The organism is Actinomycetospora sp. 2LY8.5, from assembly GCF_057180585.1.
This window is the reverse complement of record NZ_JBXUHE010000005.1, coordinates 242,114-259,344: the sequence shown is the minus strand read 5'-3', so window position 1 is coordinate 259,344 and position 17,231 is coordinate 242,114. Positions and strand designations below refer to the sequence as shown.

Below are 17,231 nucleotides of genomic sequence, written 5' to 3'. Positions count from 1 at the left end.
TACCGTCCCGGGGTATGACGCGGCGGGATCGGATGCTCGACCTGCGGGTCCGGGCGTCCGACTCGCCGTACGTCGAGCGGGTGTGGCGCAGCGTGGCCGAGGGCGGCCCGATGGCGTCGGTGGCCGGGGCCCACCAGGAGATCGTGCTCTGGGGCGACCCGGGCGAGGTGCGCGTGGATGTCCGCGGGCCGGAGACCCGCCCGGCGACCCTGGACGTCCCGGCCGGGCTCACCGCCGTCGGCATCGTGCTCGCCCACGGTGCCTCGATGCCGCACCTGCCCGCGCGGGCGCTGGTCGACGCCGTCGTCGATTGCCCGAGCACCGGAGCGCGCCGCTTCGTCCTGCGCGGCGAGGAGTGGACCGCACCCGCGTTCGACGACGCCGAGATGCTCGTCGAGCGCCTGGTCCGCGCCGCCGTCGTGGTGCGCGACCCCCTCGTCGACGACGTCCTGCGCGGCGGGAGCACCCGGGTCGGCGCGCGGTCGCGCGAACGGCGGATCCGGGCGGCGACCGGGCTGAACCACCGCGCCATCCGTCAGATCGAGCGGGCCCGCGCGGCCGCGGTCCTGCTGAGCGAGGGCCGCACGCCGCTCGACGTCGTCGGGCGGCTGGACTATCACGACCACCCGCACCTGGCGCACGCGCTGGCCCGCTTCGTCGGCCGGAGCGCCTCGGGGCTGCGGGCGCGCGACGTCGACGTGTCGCTCGCGTACAAGGCCGACGCCCCCGCCCGCTCCTAGTTTCGTCTCGTCCGTCCCGTTCGGCCGGACCCCGAGACGATCACGAGGAGCACCTGTGCCCACGCTCACCGCCCCGGACGGGGCACGTCTGTCCTACACCGACGTCGGGAGCGGACCGCCGGTCCTGCTGCTCCACGGTTGGTCTCTCGACAGCTCCATGTGGGAGTACCAGGTCTCGGCGCTCGTCGAGGCGGGACACCGCTGCGTGACCCCCGACCGCCGAGGCCACGGACGCTCCGAGGTGGTGGGCGGCGGGTACGACATCGACACCCTGGCCGACGACGTCGCCGCGCTCGCCGAGCACCTCGACCTGCGCGATGCCACCCTCGTCGCGCACAGCATGGGCACTTGCGAGGCCGTGCGGTGGCTCGGCCGCGGCACCGATCGCGTCGTCCGCGCGGTGCTCGTGGGGGCGATGACGCCGCACCTGGTCGGCGTCGTCGGGGAGTCGTTCGTCGACGCGCTGGTGGCCGACCTGCGTACGGACCGCCCGGCGTGGTTCCACGACGGCGCGCCGGCCTACTTCGCCACGAGCGGGAGCGGGTCGTGGGTGTCGCAGGCGCTGGTCGACGACGGCGTCCGCACCATCCTGCGCACGCCGCTCGAGGTGCAGATCGCGTGCCTGCGGACCTTCGCCGGCACCGACCTGACCGAGGACCTCACCCGCATCGACGTGCCGACCCTCGTGGTGCACGGCGACGCCGACGCGTCCGCACCGCTCGAGATCACCGGCAAGCCGACCGCGGACCTGATCCCCGGAGCTCGCCTGCGTGTCCACCTCGGCGGTCCGCACGGCCTCTACGTCAGCGAGAAGAAGGCGTTCACCGCCGAGCTCCTCGACTTCGTCGCCACCGGCGCCTGAGGACCTCCGATGCTGCTCACGAGCTTCTACCCGGTGCTGTGCTCCTCGGACGTCGAGGCGGCGCGGCGGTTCTACACCCGGTTCCTCGACTTCGAGGTCACGTTCGCCACCGACTGGTACGTCAGCCTGCGCCGGGAGTCCCCCACGTACGAGCTGGCCCTGCTCGACCACACCCACCCGACGATCCCGGCGGCCTACCGCAAGCCGCCGCAGGGCGTGCTGCTCAACCTCGAGGTCGACGACGTCGACGCGGAGTGGGACCGGCTCGCGGTCCGCGAGGGCCTCACCGTCGAGCTCGGCCTGCGCACCGAGGGGTTCGGCCAGCGCCACTTCATCGTCGCGGGGCCGGACGGCGTGCTCATCGACGTCATCACCCCGATCCCGCCGTCGGCGGAGTACGCCGAGGCGTTCGCCGGAGAGGGCGCGACCTAGCCGCCGGTCCGGCGCAGGTGCTCGAGCTGCGCGGCCACGCTCTGGTCGGCCGCCGGCCACAGCGTCCGGTCGACGTCGGCGTAGACGATCTCGACGACCTGGCGCGGTGCCGGCTGCGGGCCGAGCTCGCGCAGCGCCGCCCGCACCTGGTCGAGCCGCTCCTCGCGGTGGCGCAGGTAGTACCGGGCGGTGTCCCCGGCGTCGGGGAGGTCCGGGCCGTGCCCGGGCAGCAGCGTCGTCCCCGGCGGCAGCTCCGCGAGGCTGCGCAGCGAGGCGAGGTAGTCGGTGAGGGCGCCCTCGTAGTCGCCCAGCACCGTGGTGCCGCGGCCGAGCACGGTGTCGCCGGTGAGCACGCTGCCGTCGTCGTCGACCACCAGGCACAGCGAGTCGTCGGTGTGCCCCGGCGTGAGGAGCACGCGCAGGTCGAGCCCCGCGACCGCGAGGCGCTCGCCCGCCCCGAGCCCTTCCGCGCCGAGGGTCAGCTCCGGGTCCAGCGCCCGGACCGGGGCACCGACGCGCTCGGCGAAGGTGCGCGCGGCCTCGGTGTGGTCGAGGTGGCGGTGGGTGAGCACGACGAGCTCGACCGGACCGCAGGCGGCGAGGCGGTCGAGGTGGACCGTGTCCTCGGGACCCGGGTCGACGACCACGCAGCCCGGCTGGCCCGGCGCGCGGAGGATCCAGGTGTTCGTGCCGTCGAGGGTCATCGGCGACGGGTTCTGCGCGAGCACCACCGAGGCGGCCTCGGTGACGGGACGCAGCTGCTCGTAGGCCGGGTGCTCCGGGCGCTCGGGAGCTCCGGGGACGACGCGCCCGCTCACCGGGCGGCCCCGATCGCGAACGCCGGCACCGCGATCCCGACCCGCTCGCCGCCGGGACGCAGGCTCGGCGTGACCGGCTCCGGACGGCGCACGGCCGCCTCCGCGAGCAGGCCGGCGACGTCGCGCGCCGCGGCGAGCTCGGTGAGCATGGCCCAGGTCGGCGGCATCAGCGCCCGGTCCTGCTCGTCCCACTCCCGCAGCGCGCGGGCCGGTGCGCACCACCCGGCGCCGACCGCCTCGCTCGTCGCACCGTCGGGCTCCTGGCCCTCCGGGACGGCGGCGACGAAGAACGCGGTGTCGTAGCGCCTGGGCATGACCTCCGGGGTGAGCCAGCGCGCCCAGGGCCGCAGCCGGTCGGCGGCGAGGCGCCCGACGACGTCGCGCAGACCGATCTCGCGGGCCGCGACACGCTCGCGGGAGCCGTCCACGGGCGGGGCGACCCCGGCGAGCAGGACACCGGTCTCCTCGTAGGTCTCCCGCACCGCGCACGCGAGCAGCGCCGCCGCGTCCTGCGGCGTGGTCCCCCAGCTCGCCGCGGCCTCCGCCGCCGCGCCCGCGTCGACCAGCCCCTCGGCGAGGGCGGTGCGGTCGGCCTCGTCGACCCCGCCGCCGGGGAACACCGACATCCCGGCGGCGAACGCCATCCCGTCCGCGCGCTGGAGCAGGAAGACCTCGAGGCCCTCGGCGCCGTCGCGGGCCAGGATCACCGACGTCGCGGCCCGCAGCTCGCCCGGCGGCCGCCCCTCGAGCCTGTCGAAGGCCGGCCGGTCCATCCCGAACCGCGGGGGCAGGTCGACGAGATCGGTGGTCACCCGCCGCACCCTAGAGGCCGTTCGCACCCTGGAGGCCGTTCCTGTCGCCGGGACGACCTCAGGCGCCGTGCGGCGGGCCGTCCTCGTCGTCGTGATCCCGTCGATGCGGGAGACCGTGACCGTTGACGGGACCGTGCCCGTTGGTGCCGGCGCCGTTGGTGCCGGCGACACCGGGGGGCGGGCCCGGCCACGGACCGGGGCGACCCGGTCCGTGCTGCGGACCACCGGGACGGGGTCGGGGTGCCGTGGCGTCCTCGGAGCCCGGCGGAGGCCCCGACGGGGCCTCGGGCGGGCGCCCGAGCAGCGGGTCCGGGGAGTCGGGCGCCAGACGCTCGCGGGAGGCCAGCTCCTCGTGCAGGCGCGCCAGGAGCTCGCGCTCGCGCTCGGAGAGCTGCACGTCGAACGAGTCGGGCCCGGACGAGGCGGGCGGCCTCGGCGCGGACGGCGCGGACGGCTCCGACGGCCCGGACGGCCCAGCACGCGGCGGGTGCGGGGCCTCCGGGCGCTCGACGGGGCCGGTGGCGGGGTCGCCGGAGCGGTCGTGGGCGTCGGCCTCCGGGCCGTGCCGGTGGCCGTTCGTGGGGGCGGGAGCGGCCCGGGTCGGCGGGTCGGGCTGCGGTTCCGACGCCCGATCGACCGGCATCTCGAACTCGCCGGTCTCGGCGCGGCTGTGCCTCGCGCGCCGGACCCGCCCGTCGACGGCACCCGTCTCCGGTGGACTCTGCGGGCCGGGCTCGGGCCGCGGTCCGACGGCGGGCATGTCGCCGGTGGCCGCGTCGGGGTCGACCGGGGCCTCGCCGCCGCGCGCCGCGGAGAACTCCCGGGCCGTGGTGACCGGCTCGTCCTCGCCGGGACCGAAGGTGGGGCCGACCGCGCCCTCGCTCCACGCCGAGATCGGGTGCTGGTCGGAGAGGATCTCGTCGGGCGGCGGCACACGCCACAGCGCCGCGATGCGCTCGGCGGTGACGTCGGGATCGAGATCGACCGGCGCGGGCTCCTCCGGGGCGACGGACTCCGCCGACCGCGGCTCCGGCTCCGGTGTCGGCTCGGGCTCCGGCGGGGCGGCCGGGGCGGCCGGGGCGGCCGGGGCGGCCGGGGCGGAGGACACGGATGGCACGGGCGTCGCCGACGGGGCGTCGTGGCGCCCCGTGCCCGCGGCCGGGGGCGTCGCGGGCGGCCGGGCTGTCGGCGGCGTCACCGAGGACGGGCGGTCCGTCTCGCCGGTCTCGCGCCGCGGGAGACGCCCCTCCGGCGGCGCGAACAGCGCCGTGCGCTCCAGCGGGTCCCGACCGGCCGACGCGACCGTGCGGTACTCCTCGTCGGCGCCCCCGACCCGGGTGGCGTCCTCGTCGGGCGCCTCCGGCTCACCGGGGGCCGGGGAGGACGCGGCGTGTGCCGGGACACCGAACGGCGGCACGTCCTCGGCGCCGCGGCGCCACGACGGCGCCGGGTCCGGGCGACGGGGGCGCAGCGGGCTCGCCGGGCCGCTCGTCGAGAGCGCCGACGAGGCCGCCGGCGCCGTCCGTGTGGGCGTCGAGGCCTGTGTTCCCGGGCTCGAGGCGGGCGCCGAGTCGAGCGGACGGGCGGCGCGGACGGCGGCGCGGTGGTACGGGGGGAGCTCGGCGCCCGCCGCGAAGACCTCGACCGACACGGCCCCGTGCTCGCGGGCGGCGTGGGCGACGTGGTGGGCGACGTGCTCGCAGTCGTCGGGCGAGTGCGTCTCGACGAGGACGACCCGGTGGGGCACGGGCCCCGGAGCCGTGCCGGCGGGCGTGGTGCGCCAGCACTGGTGCACGCGCTGCACGCCGGGCAGGCGCGCGGCGGCGCGGGCGACGGCCTCGCCCGCCCCGCCCGCGACGGCGGTGCCGGACGGCGGGTCGGCGGTGAAGCGGTGCTCGTCGCGCCGGTCGGCCTCGGGGTCGCGGGGCAGGGCGTCGACCAGCTCGGGATCGACGCGGGACGCAGCGAACCAGCGGCCGAGCACCGCGTGCTCCCGTGCCGTGACGCCCGCGCCCGCCGCCAGCAGGCAGCCGCCGAGCAGCTCCGCGGCAGCGGCCTCGTCCTCCACGGCGACCAGCTCGCGCACCGAGGTCAACGCGTCGTCGTCGATCCGTCCGGCCAGCGAGAGCAGTACCTCGTGGCGTCCGCCCGGCTCGGACGGGCCGCCACCGGGCCGCGGGTCGTGACCGCCGCGCGTGGTCGGGGGTCCGGGCGGCCGCCCCGGCGGACCGGCCTGCGCGTCGCGGGCCTCGGCCTCCACGGGGCGGGAGCCGAGCCACGGTTCGAGGCCCTCGTCGTCGGTGGGCGTGACGCGGTCGTTCCCACCGCCCGGTGCGGCCGCGGCCATGCCGGCGAACACGCCGGCCGCGTCGTCGCGCGGCGCGACGGGCTCAGCGGGCTCGACGGGCTCCGGGAGTTCCTCGGCGACGTGATCGTCACCGTCGCCGACGTCCTCGACCAGCGGCACCTCGTCCTCGAGCGCCGCGCGCTCCAGAGCCGCCAGGGCCTGCTCGGCCAGCATCCGCTGCGACATCGGCTCCGCGGGAGGCACGGCAGGGGTGAGGGCGTCCGACGACTCGTGGACGGGCCCGGCCTGCTCGCTCGGCCCGGCCTGCTCGCTCGGCCCGGCCTGCTCGCTCGGCTCGGCCGGCATCGCCGAGGCGCGCCGGCGGCGGCGCTCGGCGACCCGGCGCCAGGCGGCGAGGGCGACCGGATCGCGGTCGGGGCGCTCGGCGCCACCAGTGCCACCAGTGCCATCAGTCCCACCGGTGCTGCCCGCGCCGTCGTCGCGGACCGACCACGGCGGCAGGTTGGCCAGGTCGCCACCGCCGCCGGCGAGACCGCCCAGCTCACCGAGACCGCCCAGTTCACCGAGACCGCCCAGCTCACCGAGCCCGCCGAGCTCCCCGAAGCCGAACCGCCCGATGCGCGGCGGGTCCTCGGCGCGTCGGCGCGCGAGCCCGGAGGTGTCGAGGTCCGGGCGGTCCTCGCCGGTCATGTCGCGCTCAGCCATGGCCCACCAGCTCCCCGGCCTGGGCGCCGAGCCCGGCACGGGTCGGCGACGGCACTCGGCCCTCGCTGGAGCGCCACAGCACCTCGGAGGCGTCGAGCGCGGCCCGGTGGTAGGGCGGCGCCGCGGTCGACGCGCCGAGCACCTCGACGCACGGGTCGGCCTCGCCGCGGGCCCGCAGCGCGCGCTGCACGGCGCCGGCCAGGGCTGCGCGGTCGGCCGAGCCGTCGGCGGTGACCAGCACGATCCGCACCGGCGTGTGGGACCCCGAGCGCCAGGCCCGCCGGATCGCCGTGACGCCGGCGGTCACGGGGGCCAGGGCGCGCAGCACCAGGTCGGTGTCGTCCCACCCGGGCCCGGAGGCGGGCTCGGTGAACGTCACGGCCGGCTCGGGCGCGGCGTCGACGTGCAGCACCGCGTCGACCAGCCGCGCGGGCCCGCCCCAGGCGAGCACCGCGGCGCGCAGGCGCGCCCGCTCGTCCTCGGTGACCCCGACGCGGTGCCGCAGCAGCGCCCGGGGCAGCGCGGTGCGCAGCGCGACGTGCGCACCGCAGCTCAGCCAGTCCCGCAGACGCCAGAGCAGGCGGTCCGGCAGTCGTCCGGCCATCGCCAGGAGGACGTCGTGACACGACCGCTCGGCTTCGGTCCAGGATCCGTTCCCGGTCCTCGATTCCACGCTCTGCGCTCCGATCCACCCGCGGCATCCACCGCTCGGCCGCCCGGGGTGCCGGGCGGGTCCGCTGCCAGCTCACGTGAGGTCGACGACGACCTCAACCTCGACCGGGGCACCCAGCGGCAGCGCCGCGACTCCGATCGCCGAGCGGGCGTGCTCGCCCGCCGAACCGAAGACCGCGCCCAGGAGCTCCGAGGCACCGTTGACCACACCGGGCTGACCGCCGAACCCGGGCGCGGAGGCCACGTAGCCGACGACCTTGGCCACCGACGCGACGGCCTCGAGACCGACCAGCGCGTCGATCGCGGCCAGGGCGTTCAGCGTGGCGATCCGAGCGTAGGCGGCCGCATCGTCGGGGGCGACGTCGGCCCCGACGAGCCCGGTGGCCGGGAGCTCGCCGCCGACCAGCGGCAGCTGCCCGGAGGTCCACACCTGGTTGCCCGTGCGCTTGGCCGGCACGTAGACGCCCTTCGGCGCCGCGACCGGCGGGAGCTCCAGCCCGAGGGACCGCAGCGCCTCCCGCGGACCGCCTGCACCGGTCATCCCCGCGGCTTCTTCAGGTAGGCGACGTGCTGCTCACCGGTGGGCCCGGGGAGCACGGTGACCAGCTCCCACCCGTCCTCACCCCACTGGTCGAGGATCTGCTTGGTCGCATGGGTCAGCAACGGCACCGTTGCGTACTCCCACTTCACGGCGTCCGCACTCATGTCGGCGAGGGTAGAGAAGGCCACCCGCGCCGCTGTGACCCGGACCCCGGTGCGCACCGGCCGCGAGCCCCGTCGACCGGGCCTAGGGTGGATGCGTGACCGATCAGCGCTGGCCCGCCGCCCTCGCCGAGGCCCGGCTCCACGTGGTGAGCGGCAAGGGCGGCACGGGCAAGACGACGCTGGCCGCGGCCCTGGCCCTGGCGCTGGCCGCCGGGGGCCGCCGGACCCTGCTCGTCGAGGTCGAGGGCCGGCAGGGCATCGCCCAGGTCTTCGACACCCCACCCCTGCCCTACGCCGAGCAACGGATCGCCGTCGCCCCCGACGGCGGCGAGGTCCGCGGGCTGTCGGTGGACGCCGAGGCCGCCCTGCTCGAGTACCTCGAGATGTTCTACAACCTCGGTCTCGCCGGCCGCACCCTGCGGCGGATGGGCGCGATCGAGTTCGCGACCACGCTCGCCCCCGGCCTGCGCGACGTCCTGCTGACCGGCAAGGTCAAGGAGTGCGTCGGGCGCACCGTCGGCGAGGACCGCCGCGGTGGCCGCCGGGTCCCGCTCTACGACGCGGTCGTCCTCGACGCCCCGCCGACCGGGCGGGTCGTGAAGTTCCTCGACGTCACCAAGGCGATGGGCACACTCGCCCGCACCGGCCCGATCCACTCGCAGAGCGAGGGCGTGGTCGAGCTGCTGCACTCGAGGCGCACCGCGGTGCACCTGGTGACCCAGCTGGAGGACCTCCCCGTGCAGGAGACCCTCGACACCGTCGACGAGATCCGCGAGGCCGGGCTGCCCATCGGCGCGGTGCTGGTCAACCGGGTCCGGCCGTCGCGCCTGCCGGTCACGGCGCTCACCGGGGCCGCCACCGGCGCGGACCTGGGGGCCGGGCTGCGCGAGGGGCTGGAGGCCGCGGGGCTGTTCCTCAAGGACCAGGAGGTGGACGGGCTGGTCAGCGAGACCGTCGAGCACGCCGAGCGGGTCCAGGTCGAGGCCGCCGTGCGCGCGGGGCTGGACGACGCCGGGCTGCCCCAGCTCGAGCTGCCCGAGCTCACCGAGGGCGTCGACCTGGGCGGGATCTACGAGCTCGCCGAGCTGCTCCGCGAGCAGGGGGTGCGCTGATGGCCGACACGAGACGCCCCGACACCGCGCGCTCGGGGCGGCCCCGCCACCTCGACCTCGACACGCTGCTCGCCGACCGCTCCACCCGGGTGCTCGTGTGCTGCGGCTCGGGCGGGGTCGGGAAGACGACCACCGCCGCCTCGCTCGCCCTGCGGGCCGCCGAGCAGGGCCGGCGCGTCGTGGTGCTGACCATCGACCCGGCGCGGCGGCTGGCCCAGTCGCTCGGGCTCGAGGAACTCGACAACGAGCCGCGCACCGTGCCGGGCGCGCTGCCGCCGGGAGCGTCCGAGGGCGAGCTCCAGGCGATGATGCTGGACATGCGCCGGACCTTCGACGAGATGGTCTCCGGGCACACGACGCCGGAGCGCGCACAGGCGATCTTCGACAACCCCTTCTACCAGACCATCTCCACGTCGTTCTCCGGAACGCAGGAGTACATGGCGATGGAGAAGCTCGGGCAGCTGACCGCCACCGGCGACTGGGACCTCATCGTGGTCGACACCCCGCCGTCGCGTTCGGCCCTGGATTTCCTCGACGCCCCGCAGCGGCTCTCGTCCTTCCTCGACGGGCGCATGATCCGACTGCTCTCGGCGCCGGCCCGCGCCGGCGGGAACGCGTTCCGCAAGCTCGTCGGCTCGACGTTCAACCTGTTCGCCAAGGCCGTCTCGACGATCCTCGGCGGGCAGATGCTCGCGGACGCCTCGGCGTTCGTGCAGGCCTTCGACACGCTGTTCGGCGGCTTCCAGGAGCGCGCGGACAGGACCTACCAGCTGCTGCGCGCCCCGGGGACCTCGTTCGTCGTGGTGGCCGCGCCCGAGCCCGACGCCCTGCGCGAGGCCAGCTACTTCGTGGAGCGCCTGTCGGCGGAGAAGATGCCGCTCGCGGGCCTCGTGCTCAACCGCACCCACCCGGTGCACAGCACCCTCTCGGGTGCGCGGGCGCGCGAGGGCGCGGACACGCTCGAGGCCTCGCACGGTGATCGGGTCGAGCTCCCCTCTCGGGGTGCTCGCCTGGATGCTCCGTCCCGCAACGACGCGCTGGCCGCCGCGGTGCTGCGTCTGCACGCCGACCGCGTCGAGACCGCGGAGCGCGAGCGCCGCGTGCTGGGGCGCTTCACGCGCGCGCACCCCACGGTGCCGATCATCGACGTGCCCGCGATGGCCACCGACGTGCACGACCTCGACGGTCTGCGCGAGATCGGCCGCCGGTTGGCGTCCTGAGGGACCCCTGAGGAAAGAGGAACCTCAGCCCGCCGCGGCGTCCGGCGACGCCTCCGCGGGGCCGGCCGCCGGGCGGGCGGGCCGCGCGGTGCGGCGCGCCGCCGGGGCACTCGGGTTGGCCGGAGGGCTCGCGGCCGCCGCGCGCCGCGCCGACTCGAGCAGCGCCGCCCACGAGATGACGTCCGGGCGCCGCTTGAGCAGCGCGCGCCGCTCGCGCTCGGTCATGCCGCCCCAGACCCCGAAGCGCACGCGGTTGTCCAGCGCGTGGGCGAGGCACTCGGTGCGCACCGGGCAGGCCCGGCACACCTCCCGCGCGTCGCGCTGCAGGGCGCCCTGCACGAACAGGGTGTCCGGGTCCTCGTCACGGCAGCGCGCGGAGTGCCGCCAGTCGATCGTGGTCGCTGAGCTCGGAGCCGTCGACTCGTTGGTCACGTCGTGTCCCCACCCTCTGTTCCCCGTGCGGGCCCCTCGTCCGTGGACACACCTCCCCGCAGGTGGGTCCCCGTGCGCGCTCCGGATCGGTCCCCGGGCGCGGCCGGCCCGTCATTGGGGTCTGACGCACTCTAGGAGCGCACGGTTCCCCCCACAATCGAATCGGAAGGATCCGTGACGAACCGTGTGCGCCGGGTCGCACCCCGCGAACGGCGCGGCCGCGGCGTGCCGCGTCCGCGCCGACGGGAGACACACCCCCGACCGCGTACCCTCGTCGCCGTGGCGAGGGGCGGACGCAGCATCGGTGCGAAGGTCGGGCCGATCACGAAGCTCCTGGCGGTCTGCCTGGTCGCCGGCGTGATCGTGGCCGGGATGACCTTCCCGTTCGTCGGCGGCGTCGGCCTGCTGTCGAACGACGCGAGCGACACCGTCAACGCGACGTCCTCGGACCTCGCGGCGGGCCAGCTGCCCGGTGTCACCACCGTCACCGACAACCAGGGCGCCCCGGTCGCCTACCTCTACGAGCAGAACCGCACGCCGGTCTCGCTGCAGCAGATGTCGCCCGCGATGCGCGGGGCGATCGTCGCCATCGAGGACCGCCGGTTCTACGACCACGACGGCGTCGACTGGACCGGCACGCTGCGCGCGCTGGTGACCAACCAGACCGCCGGCTCCACCCAGCAGGGCGCCTCGACGCTGACGCAGCAGTACATCAAGAACTACCAGCTCTACGTCACCGCGCAGACCGAGTCCGAGCGGCTGCAGGCCACCGAGCCGACCTACGCCCGCAAGCTGCGCGAGGTCCGCGTCGCCCTGCAGCTCGAGCGCGAGCTCGCCTCCGGGCGCACCAAGCGCGAGGCCAAGGACGAGGTCCTCGAGCGCTACCTGAACATCGTCTTCCTGGGCAACAACTCCTACGGCGTCGCCGCGGCGGCGCGGACGTACTTCAACACCACGCCCGACCGCCTGACGATCCCGCAGTCGGCGATGCTCGCCGGGATGGTGCAGTCGACGACCCAGTTCGACCCGACGCGCCACCCGCAGGCCGCGACCGGGCGGCGCAACGAGGTCATCAACCAGATGCTGGGCCAGGGCATGATCACCCAGCAACAGGCGCAGGAGGCCGTCGCGGCGCCCCTGGGGATCGTGGAGCCGCTGGCGACGCCGCCCAACGGGTGCATCGGTGCCGGCAACGCCGCGTTCTTCTGCAAGTACGTCGTGGACTACCTGGGCGAGTCGGGCATCTCGTCCGAACAGGTCAACCGGGGCGGCTACACCATCCGCACCTCGCTCGACCGCAACGCCATGAACGCCATGCAGCAGGCGCTCAACGACGAGGTCCCCGCGCGCCAGCGCAACGTCGCCGACGTCATGGCGACGGTGCAGCCCGGGCGGGAGAAGCACCGCGTCGTCGCGATGGGGGCGAACCGCGTGTTCGGCGTCGACGGCGAGGCCCTCGAGACCAGTTACGGGCTGCCCTGGGAGCCCGTGAACCTCGGTGCCGGCTCGACCTACAAGATCTTCACTGCGGCCGCCGCGCTCGAGGAAGGGCTCGGCATCAACTACCAGATGCCGATCCCGCCGGACGGCTACGCGTCGCCGATCTACCGCGACGGCTCCGGTCGCCCGTTCCCGGTGCGCAACGCCGAGGAAGGGCTCGCCCCGTTCCTGAGCATGACCGACGCCCTGGCGCAGTCGCCGAACACCGGGTTCGTCAAGCTCATGGAGACCACCGGCGTCCCGCCGGTGGTGGACATGGCCGTCAAGCTCGGCCTGCGCTCGCTCGCCGACCCGGGCCCGAGCGGGACGTCGATCGCCGACACCGCGCGCGCGCAGAACCAGGGCTCCTTCACCCTCGGCGTCACCCCGACCAGCCCGCTCGAGCTCGCCAACGTCGGCGCCACGCTGGGCTCCAGCGGCATGTGGTGCCCGCCGAGCCCCATCGAGTCGGTCACGGACTCGAGCGGGGCGCCGGTGCCGGTGGCCGAGCAGCCGTGCGAGCAGGTGGTCGACCCCGCCCTGGCCGACACCCTCATGACCGGGCTGAGCAAGGACGACCAGCCCGGCGGCACCGCCGCCTCCGCGGCCTCGGCCAACGGCTGGAACCGGCCGCTGTCGGGCAAGACGGGGACCACGCAGAACAACCGCTCCGCGGCGTTCCTCGGCTTCAACACGCAGTACTCCGGCGCGGTCATCACGTTCGACGACTCCTCGTCCCCGCGGACGCTCTGCGACGGCGGCGGCGACAGCCCGCCGTTCCCGTGCAGCGACGGCAACCTCTTCGGCGGCACCACACCGGCCCGGACCTGGTTCAAGGCGATGAACCCGGTCTTCGCGCCGCTCCCGTCGGCGCCGCTGCCGCCGACGAGCCCGCGCTACCTGCAGGGCGGCTCGAACGAGCAGATCCCCGAGGTCGTCGGCGACCAGGTCGACGAGGCGACCGAGGAGCTGCAGGACGCCGGCTTCCAGGTGCAGCAGCAGCAGGTCGGCAACCGCGCGCCGGCGGGCACCGTCGTCGGCCAGAACCCGCGGGGCTCGGTGCTGCCCGACCAGGTCGTGACCCTGCAGGTGTCGAACGGGACGGTCCCGGCGGCCCCCTCGCCGCCGACCGGGCCGCCGCTGGCCGGCGCGGCGAACGGAGGAGGCGGATGAGCGGGCTCCTGCGCCGCACGCTGCGGGTGGGAGCCGGCGTGACCGCCGCGGGCGCGCTGGGGCTCGGCTACGCCGTCGGCATCGAGCGGCAGTGGTTCGCGGTGCGCCGGGCCCGGCTCGAGGTGCTCGATCCCGCGACGGCCGCCGGCCGCAGTCTGCGGGTGCTGCACCTGTCCGACCTGCACCTGCGTCCCGGGCAGCGCTTCGAGCGGCGGTTCGTCGAGAGCCTGGCCGCTCTGGAGCCGGACCTCGTCGTCAACACCGGCGACAACCTGTCCCACCCCCGGGCCGTCCCCGAGGTGCTCCGGGCGCTCGGCACGCTGCTCGACGCGCCGGGCCTGGTCGTCTGGGGCAGCAACGACTACCACGGCCCGAAGCCCAAGAACCCGAGCCACTACCTGTTCCGCCCGCAGCACCGGGTCCTCGGCCCCGAGCTGCCGTGGCGCGACCTGCGGGCGGCCTTCCTCGAGCACGGCTGGCTCGACGCGACCCACACCCGGCACACCCTGACCGTGAACGGCGTGCGGATCGTCGCCGGCGGCGTCGACGACCCCCACATCGGCCGCGACGACTACGACCGCATCGCCGGCCCCGCCGAGGAGCCCCACGACCTGCGTCTGGGGCTGACCCACTCGCCCGAGCCACGGGTGCTCGACGCCTTCGCCGCCGACGGCTACGACCTCGTGCTCGCCGGCCACACCCACGGCGGCCAGCTGCGGCTGCCCGTCTACGGCGCGATCGTCACCAACTGCGGCCTCGACCGCTCCCGGGCACGCGGCGCCTCCCGCTGGGGGGAGCGCATGCGACTGCACGTCTCGGCCGGTCTGGGCACCTCGCCGTACGCGCCCGCCCGCTTCTCGTGCCGTCCCGAGGCGACGCTGCTCGAGCTCGTACCGCGCGGCCAGGGCGAGGGATCCGCGCGCGGGGGCGTGGGCGTGCGCGAGGGGCATCCCCCGTCGGCCCGCTCGGGGGCCGACGGGTAGAGTCTGCGCTGCGCGATCGCCTCCGGGGTGTGGCGCAGCTTGGTAGCGCGCCTCGTTCGGGACGAGGAGGCCGTGGGTTCGAATCCCGCCACCCCGACACCGCCGTCAAGGCCCTCATCCACCGCGTGGATGAGGGCCTTCGTCGTTCCGGAGCAGTGACGTTCGTTCCCTCGTCGGCATCACCCCCGTGGCGGTCTCCGTCCGGTAACGACAGCATGTCGACCGACGATGGTCCTTCTGCATCACTCTGTCGGAGGGCTGTCACACGATCGGGGAGTTCATGCGACACGGACGGGACTCGCTGCCGCCCGCGGGCCGCCATGCCGCGCCGGCCTCACCGGCCGAGCCCGCCTCACCGGCCGTGCCCGCCGTGCCCGCCGACGGACGGCACGCGCGGCACGCCGATGCCGGCACCGCGCTCGGCCCGGATCTCCCGTCCGCGTCCGACCGGTCGTCCCGCCGCCTGCGCGCCGTGCCGGACCTCCCGGAGGCGCCCCACGCCGAGCGCGCGGCCCGGGGCCGCGACGACGAGCCCCGCCGCGCGCCGCGCCTGGCCGACATCCTCGCCACGACGCCCGCGGAGTCGCCCGCGCCGACCGTGATGCCGACCGTGATGCCGACCGTGATGCCGACCGTGGGCCCGCGCCCCCTCGAGACCACGGTCTCGCCCGACCGCACGAGCGCCGTGCCCGCGCCCCGCCGCGCACCGGAGCGCCGGTCGATGCCGGGCCCGGCGACCCCCGCGCGTCCCGGCGGCCACCCCGCGCTGCCGAGCGTGTCTCCCCTCCCCCGCCCGGTGCATCCCGCACCGACCGGCGTCGTGCCCCCGCAGGCCCCGGGCACGCCGCGGCCGACCCCGACCGCCCCGCCCACGCCCGGCCACACCCCGGCGACCGGTGTCCCACCGACGACCACGACACGGGCCACGACACGGGCCACGACACGGGCCACGACACGGGCCGGCACCGACGCCCCGGCGACAGCGGTCGTCGGCACCGAGCAGCCGGCCGGTCCCGCCCCGCGCCCCGCCGCGCGCCGGTCCGACCCGTCCGAGATCGCCGCGCGGTCGACGACGACGCTGATCAGCTCCCAGCCGGGCGGCGGCCGGCGCCGGGCCGACCGGGCGCTCCTCGCCCCGCCTGCGCCGAGCGTCGCCGACCAGGGGCCCGCGACGCCGGTGTTCGCCGACGGCACCGGGCGCCGGGCCAAGCACTGGCGCCTCGCCGCGATCGCCGCGACGGCCGTGTGCGCGTCCTACGTCGGCGTGGTGGCCGTCGGCGCGGTGGCGGGCCCGGTCGGGCCGACCGCCTCGCCGACGCCGCTCCCGACGCCGACCCTGGCCCCGCCCGCCCCGACGGAGGCGCCGCCGACCGTCGACGCCCGCAACGTCGCCGAGGTCGAGCCGACCACCACGAAGCGCTCGGCGCGCGCGACCACCACGCGCAGCACGCCCCGGTCGACCACCGCGCCGGAGTCCCGCACCACGCCGCGCCCGGTGGTCGTGGCCCCGGAGGTCCCGGCCGCCCGGCCTCAGGTCCAGCCCCGTGTGGCACCCGCGCCGGCCGCGGTGCCGGACGAGCCCGAGAACGACGACGCCGTGGTCGACGACGTCGCGGGCGCCTGAACCGCACCCGGCGCCCGGTGGCACGACCGTCCCTGCGCGCCAGCCTGCTCGCCGCCCTGGTCGCGGTGCTCGTCACCGCGCCGGTGATCACCGGGGAGACGCCGACACCCGAGCCCGCGCTCGCGGAGGCCACGGCGGGGAGCACGGCGGGGAGCACGGCGGGGAGCACGGCGGGGAGCACGGCGGGGAGCACGGCGGACGCCCCCCGCCGCCCCGGCGTCGCCGCGCCCGACGGACCGCTGCCCGACGTCGCGTTCGCCCCCTACGTCGACCTGACCACCCCTCCGCTGCCCACGATGACCGACATGGCCGACGCGACCGGCCACGCCGACGTCGTCCTCGCTTTCGTCCTCGCGGGCACCGACGGGTCGTGCACGCCGACCTGGGGCGGCACCACGGCGCTGCGCGACCCCGCCGTCATGGGGCGCATCGCCGGCGTGAAGCAGCGCGGCGGCCGGATGACCGTCTCGTCGGGCGGGGCGCTCGGCGACTACCTCGAGAAGGCCTGCCCGGACGCCCCGTCGCTGGCGCGCGCCTACGCCGCCGCCCTGGACGCCGTCGGCACCGACCACCTCGACGTCGACGTCGAGACCGACCGCGGCCGCACCGTGTCCTCGCAGCGGATCGCCGAGGCGCTCGCCCTGCTCCAGCAGCAACGCGGCACCCGGGTCACCCTCACCGTGCAGGTCGACGGCGTGTCCGAGGGGCTCAGCGAGGACGCCCGCGACCTCGTGCAGGCCGCCACGAGGGCCGGGGTGGCGGCGCGGGTGAACCTCATGGTCATGAACTTCGAGTACGAGGGCTCGTGGGCCGACGCGATGATCGGTGCCGCGCGCAGCGCCGTCGGCCAGCTCGAGGCGATGTGGCCCGGCAGCGAGCCCGCCGATGTGCGCCGGCGCACCGGGGTGACGTTCATGCTCGGGCGCAACGACATGGACATGACCACCTCGCCCGACGACGCCCGCGCCGTCGTCGAGGACGCCCGCGGCAACGGCTACGGCGGCGTCGGGTTCTGGGCGCTCGCCCGCGACAACGGCTCCTGCCCCGGCACCGAGGACGAGGCCGACGACTGCAGCGGCATCGCGCAGGCGCCCTGGGCGTTCACGCGGATCACCCAGGCCTTCACCGCGCCGGCCTGACGATCACCGGCCCGG

16 protein-coding genes and 1 tRNA gene are annotated in these 17,231 nt (G+C 76.3%); 10 read left to right on the top strand and 7 right to left on the bottom strand.

Going from position 1 to position 17,231, the window contains the following annotated elements; genetic code table 11:
• Window positions 1–14 precede the first annotated feature (14 nt).
• The 3 genes from AC2A1K_RS09690 to AC2A1K_RS09680 are packed head-to-tail and all read left to right on the top strand — an operon-like array spanning window position 15 to window position 2,034.
• On the top strand, window positions 15–740 hold the full coding sequence (locus tag AC2A1K_RS09690) for a helix-turn-helix domain-containing protein (protein WP_483896099.1): 726 nt from the start codon (window positions 15–17) through the stop codon (window positions 738–740).
• A gap of 55 nt (window positions 741–795) precedes the next feature.
• A complete protein-coding gene (locus tag AC2A1K_RS09685) occupies window positions 796–1,602 on the top strand; it encodes an alpha/beta fold hydrolase (protein ID WP_483896098.1) in 807 nt (268 codons plus the stop codon).
• 9 nt (window positions 1,603–1,611) lie between these two features.
• Entirely contained in the window at window positions 1,612–2,034 is a 423-nt protein-coding gene (locus AC2A1K_RS09680; RefSeq protein WP_483896097.1) for a VOC family protein, read from the top strand.
• Here the strand turns inward: AC2A1K_RS09680 and AC2A1K_RS09675 are convergent.
• The 6 genes from AC2A1K_RS09675 to sp36 form a co-directional block, all read right to left on the bottom strand.
• Window positions 2,031–2,852, bottom strand: a complete 822-nt coding sequence (locus tag AC2A1K_RS09675) for an MBL fold metallo-hydrolase (protein ID WP_483896096.1) — start codon at window positions 2,850–2,852, stop codon at window positions 2,031–2,033. The genes AC2A1K_RS09680 and AC2A1K_RS09675 overlap by 4 nt on opposite strands.
• Window positions 2,849–3,664, bottom strand: a complete 816-nt coding sequence (locus tag AC2A1K_RS09670; protein ID WP_483896095.1) for an NUDIX hydrolase — start codon at window positions 3,662–3,664, stop codon at window positions 2,849–2,851. The genes AC2A1K_RS09675 and AC2A1K_RS09670 overlap by 4 nt, the downstream gene beginning before the upstream one ends.
• A 58-nt stretch (window positions 3,665–3,722) precedes the next feature.
• On the bottom strand, window positions 3,723–6,677 hold the full coding sequence (locus AC2A1K_RS09665; RefSeq protein WP_483896094.1) for a hypothetical protein: 2,955 nt from the start codon (window positions 6,675–6,677) through the stop codon (window positions 3,723–3,725).
• The gene (locus AC2A1K_RS09660; protein ID WP_483896093.1) at window positions 6,670–7,281 is read right to left on the bottom strand and encodes a hypothetical protein; all 612 of its coding nucleotides are present in this window, start codon (window positions 7,279–7,281) and stop codon (window positions 6,670–6,672) included. The genes AC2A1K_RS09665 and AC2A1K_RS09660 overlap by 8 nt, the downstream gene beginning before the upstream one ends.
• Window positions 7,282–7,422: 141 nt before the next feature.
• Window positions 7,423–7,890, bottom strand: coding sequence for a RidA family protein (locus tag AC2A1K_RS09655; RefSeq protein ID WP_483896092.1), 468 nt, complete (start codon window positions 7,888–7,890; stop codon window positions 7,423–7,425).
• Window positions 7,887–8,054: a Sp36 family protein gene (gene sp36, locus AC2A1K_RS09650; protein ID WP_337704865.1), complete on the bottom strand. Its 168-nt coding sequence runs from the start codon at window positions 8,052–8,054 to the stop codon at window positions 7,887–7,889. The genes AC2A1K_RS09655 and sp36 overlap by 4 nt, the downstream gene beginning before the upstream one ends.
• Before the next feature lie 95 nt (window positions 8,055–8,149).
• On the opposite strand from sp36, the gene bagA reads away from it, so the two are divergent.
• Window positions 8,150–9,166, top strand: a complete 1,017-nt coding sequence (bagA, locus tag AC2A1K_RS09645) for an ATPase BagA (protein ID WP_483896091.1) — start codon at window positions 8,150–8,152, stop codon at window positions 9,164–9,166.
• A complete protein-coding gene (gene bagB / locus AC2A1K_RS09640; RefSeq protein WP_483896090.1) occupies window positions 9,166–10,386 on the top strand; it encodes an ATPase BagB in 1,221 nt (406 codons plus the stop codon). The genes bagA and bagB overlap by 1 nt, the downstream gene beginning before the upstream one ends.
• Before the next feature lie 24 nt (window positions 10,387–10,410).
• On the opposite strand, the gene AC2A1K_RS09635 is transcribed toward bagB, so the two are convergent.
• Window positions 10,411–10,779 carry a WhiB family transcriptional regulator gene (locus tag AC2A1K_RS09635; protein ID WP_483896168.1) on the bottom strand — a complete coding sequence of 123 codons (369 nt, stop codon included), beginning with the start codon at window positions 10,777–10,779 and terminating at the stop codon, window positions 10,411–10,413.
• Between the two features lie 318 nt (window positions 10,780–11,097).
• Between AC2A1K_RS09635 and AC2A1K_RS09630 the strand changes: the two genes are divergently transcribed.
• The 5 genes from AC2A1K_RS09630 to AC2A1K_RS09610 all read left to right on the top strand — a co-directional run bounded on the left by AC2A1K_RS09630 (window position 11,098) and on the right by AC2A1K_RS09610 (window position 17,216).
• Window positions 11,098–13,470, top strand: a complete 2,373-nt coding sequence (locus tag AC2A1K_RS09630; RefSeq protein WP_483896089.1) for a penicillin-binding protein — start codon at window positions 11,098–11,100, stop codon at window positions 13,468–13,470.
• Window positions 13,467–14,453, top strand: coding sequence for a metallophosphoesterase (locus tag AC2A1K_RS09625; RefSeq protein WP_483896088.1), 987 nt, complete (start codon window positions 13,467–13,469; stop codon window positions 14,451–14,453). The genes AC2A1K_RS09630 and AC2A1K_RS09625 overlap by 4 nt, the downstream gene beginning before the upstream one ends.
• A gap of 23 nt (window positions 14,454–14,476) precedes the next feature.
• Window positions 14,477–14,550: transfer RNA gene (locus AC2A1K_RS09620), tRNA-Pro, on the top strand.
• 183 nt (window positions 14,551–14,733) lie between these two features.
• Complete coding sequence (locus AC2A1K_RS09615) at window positions 14,734–16,077, top strand: hypothetical protein (protein ID WP_483896087.1); 1,344 nt, start codon at window positions 14,734–14,736, stop codon at window positions 16,075–16,077.
• 17 nt (window positions 16,078–16,094) lie between these two features.
• Window positions 16,095–17,216 carry a glycoside hydrolase family 18 protein gene (locus AC2A1K_RS09610; protein WP_483896086.1) on the top strand — a complete coding sequence of 374 codons (1,122 nt, stop codon included), beginning with the start codon at window positions 16,095–16,097 and terminating at the stop codon, window positions 17,214–17,216.
• The last annotated feature ends 15 nt before the right edge of the window (window positions 17,217–17,231 follow it).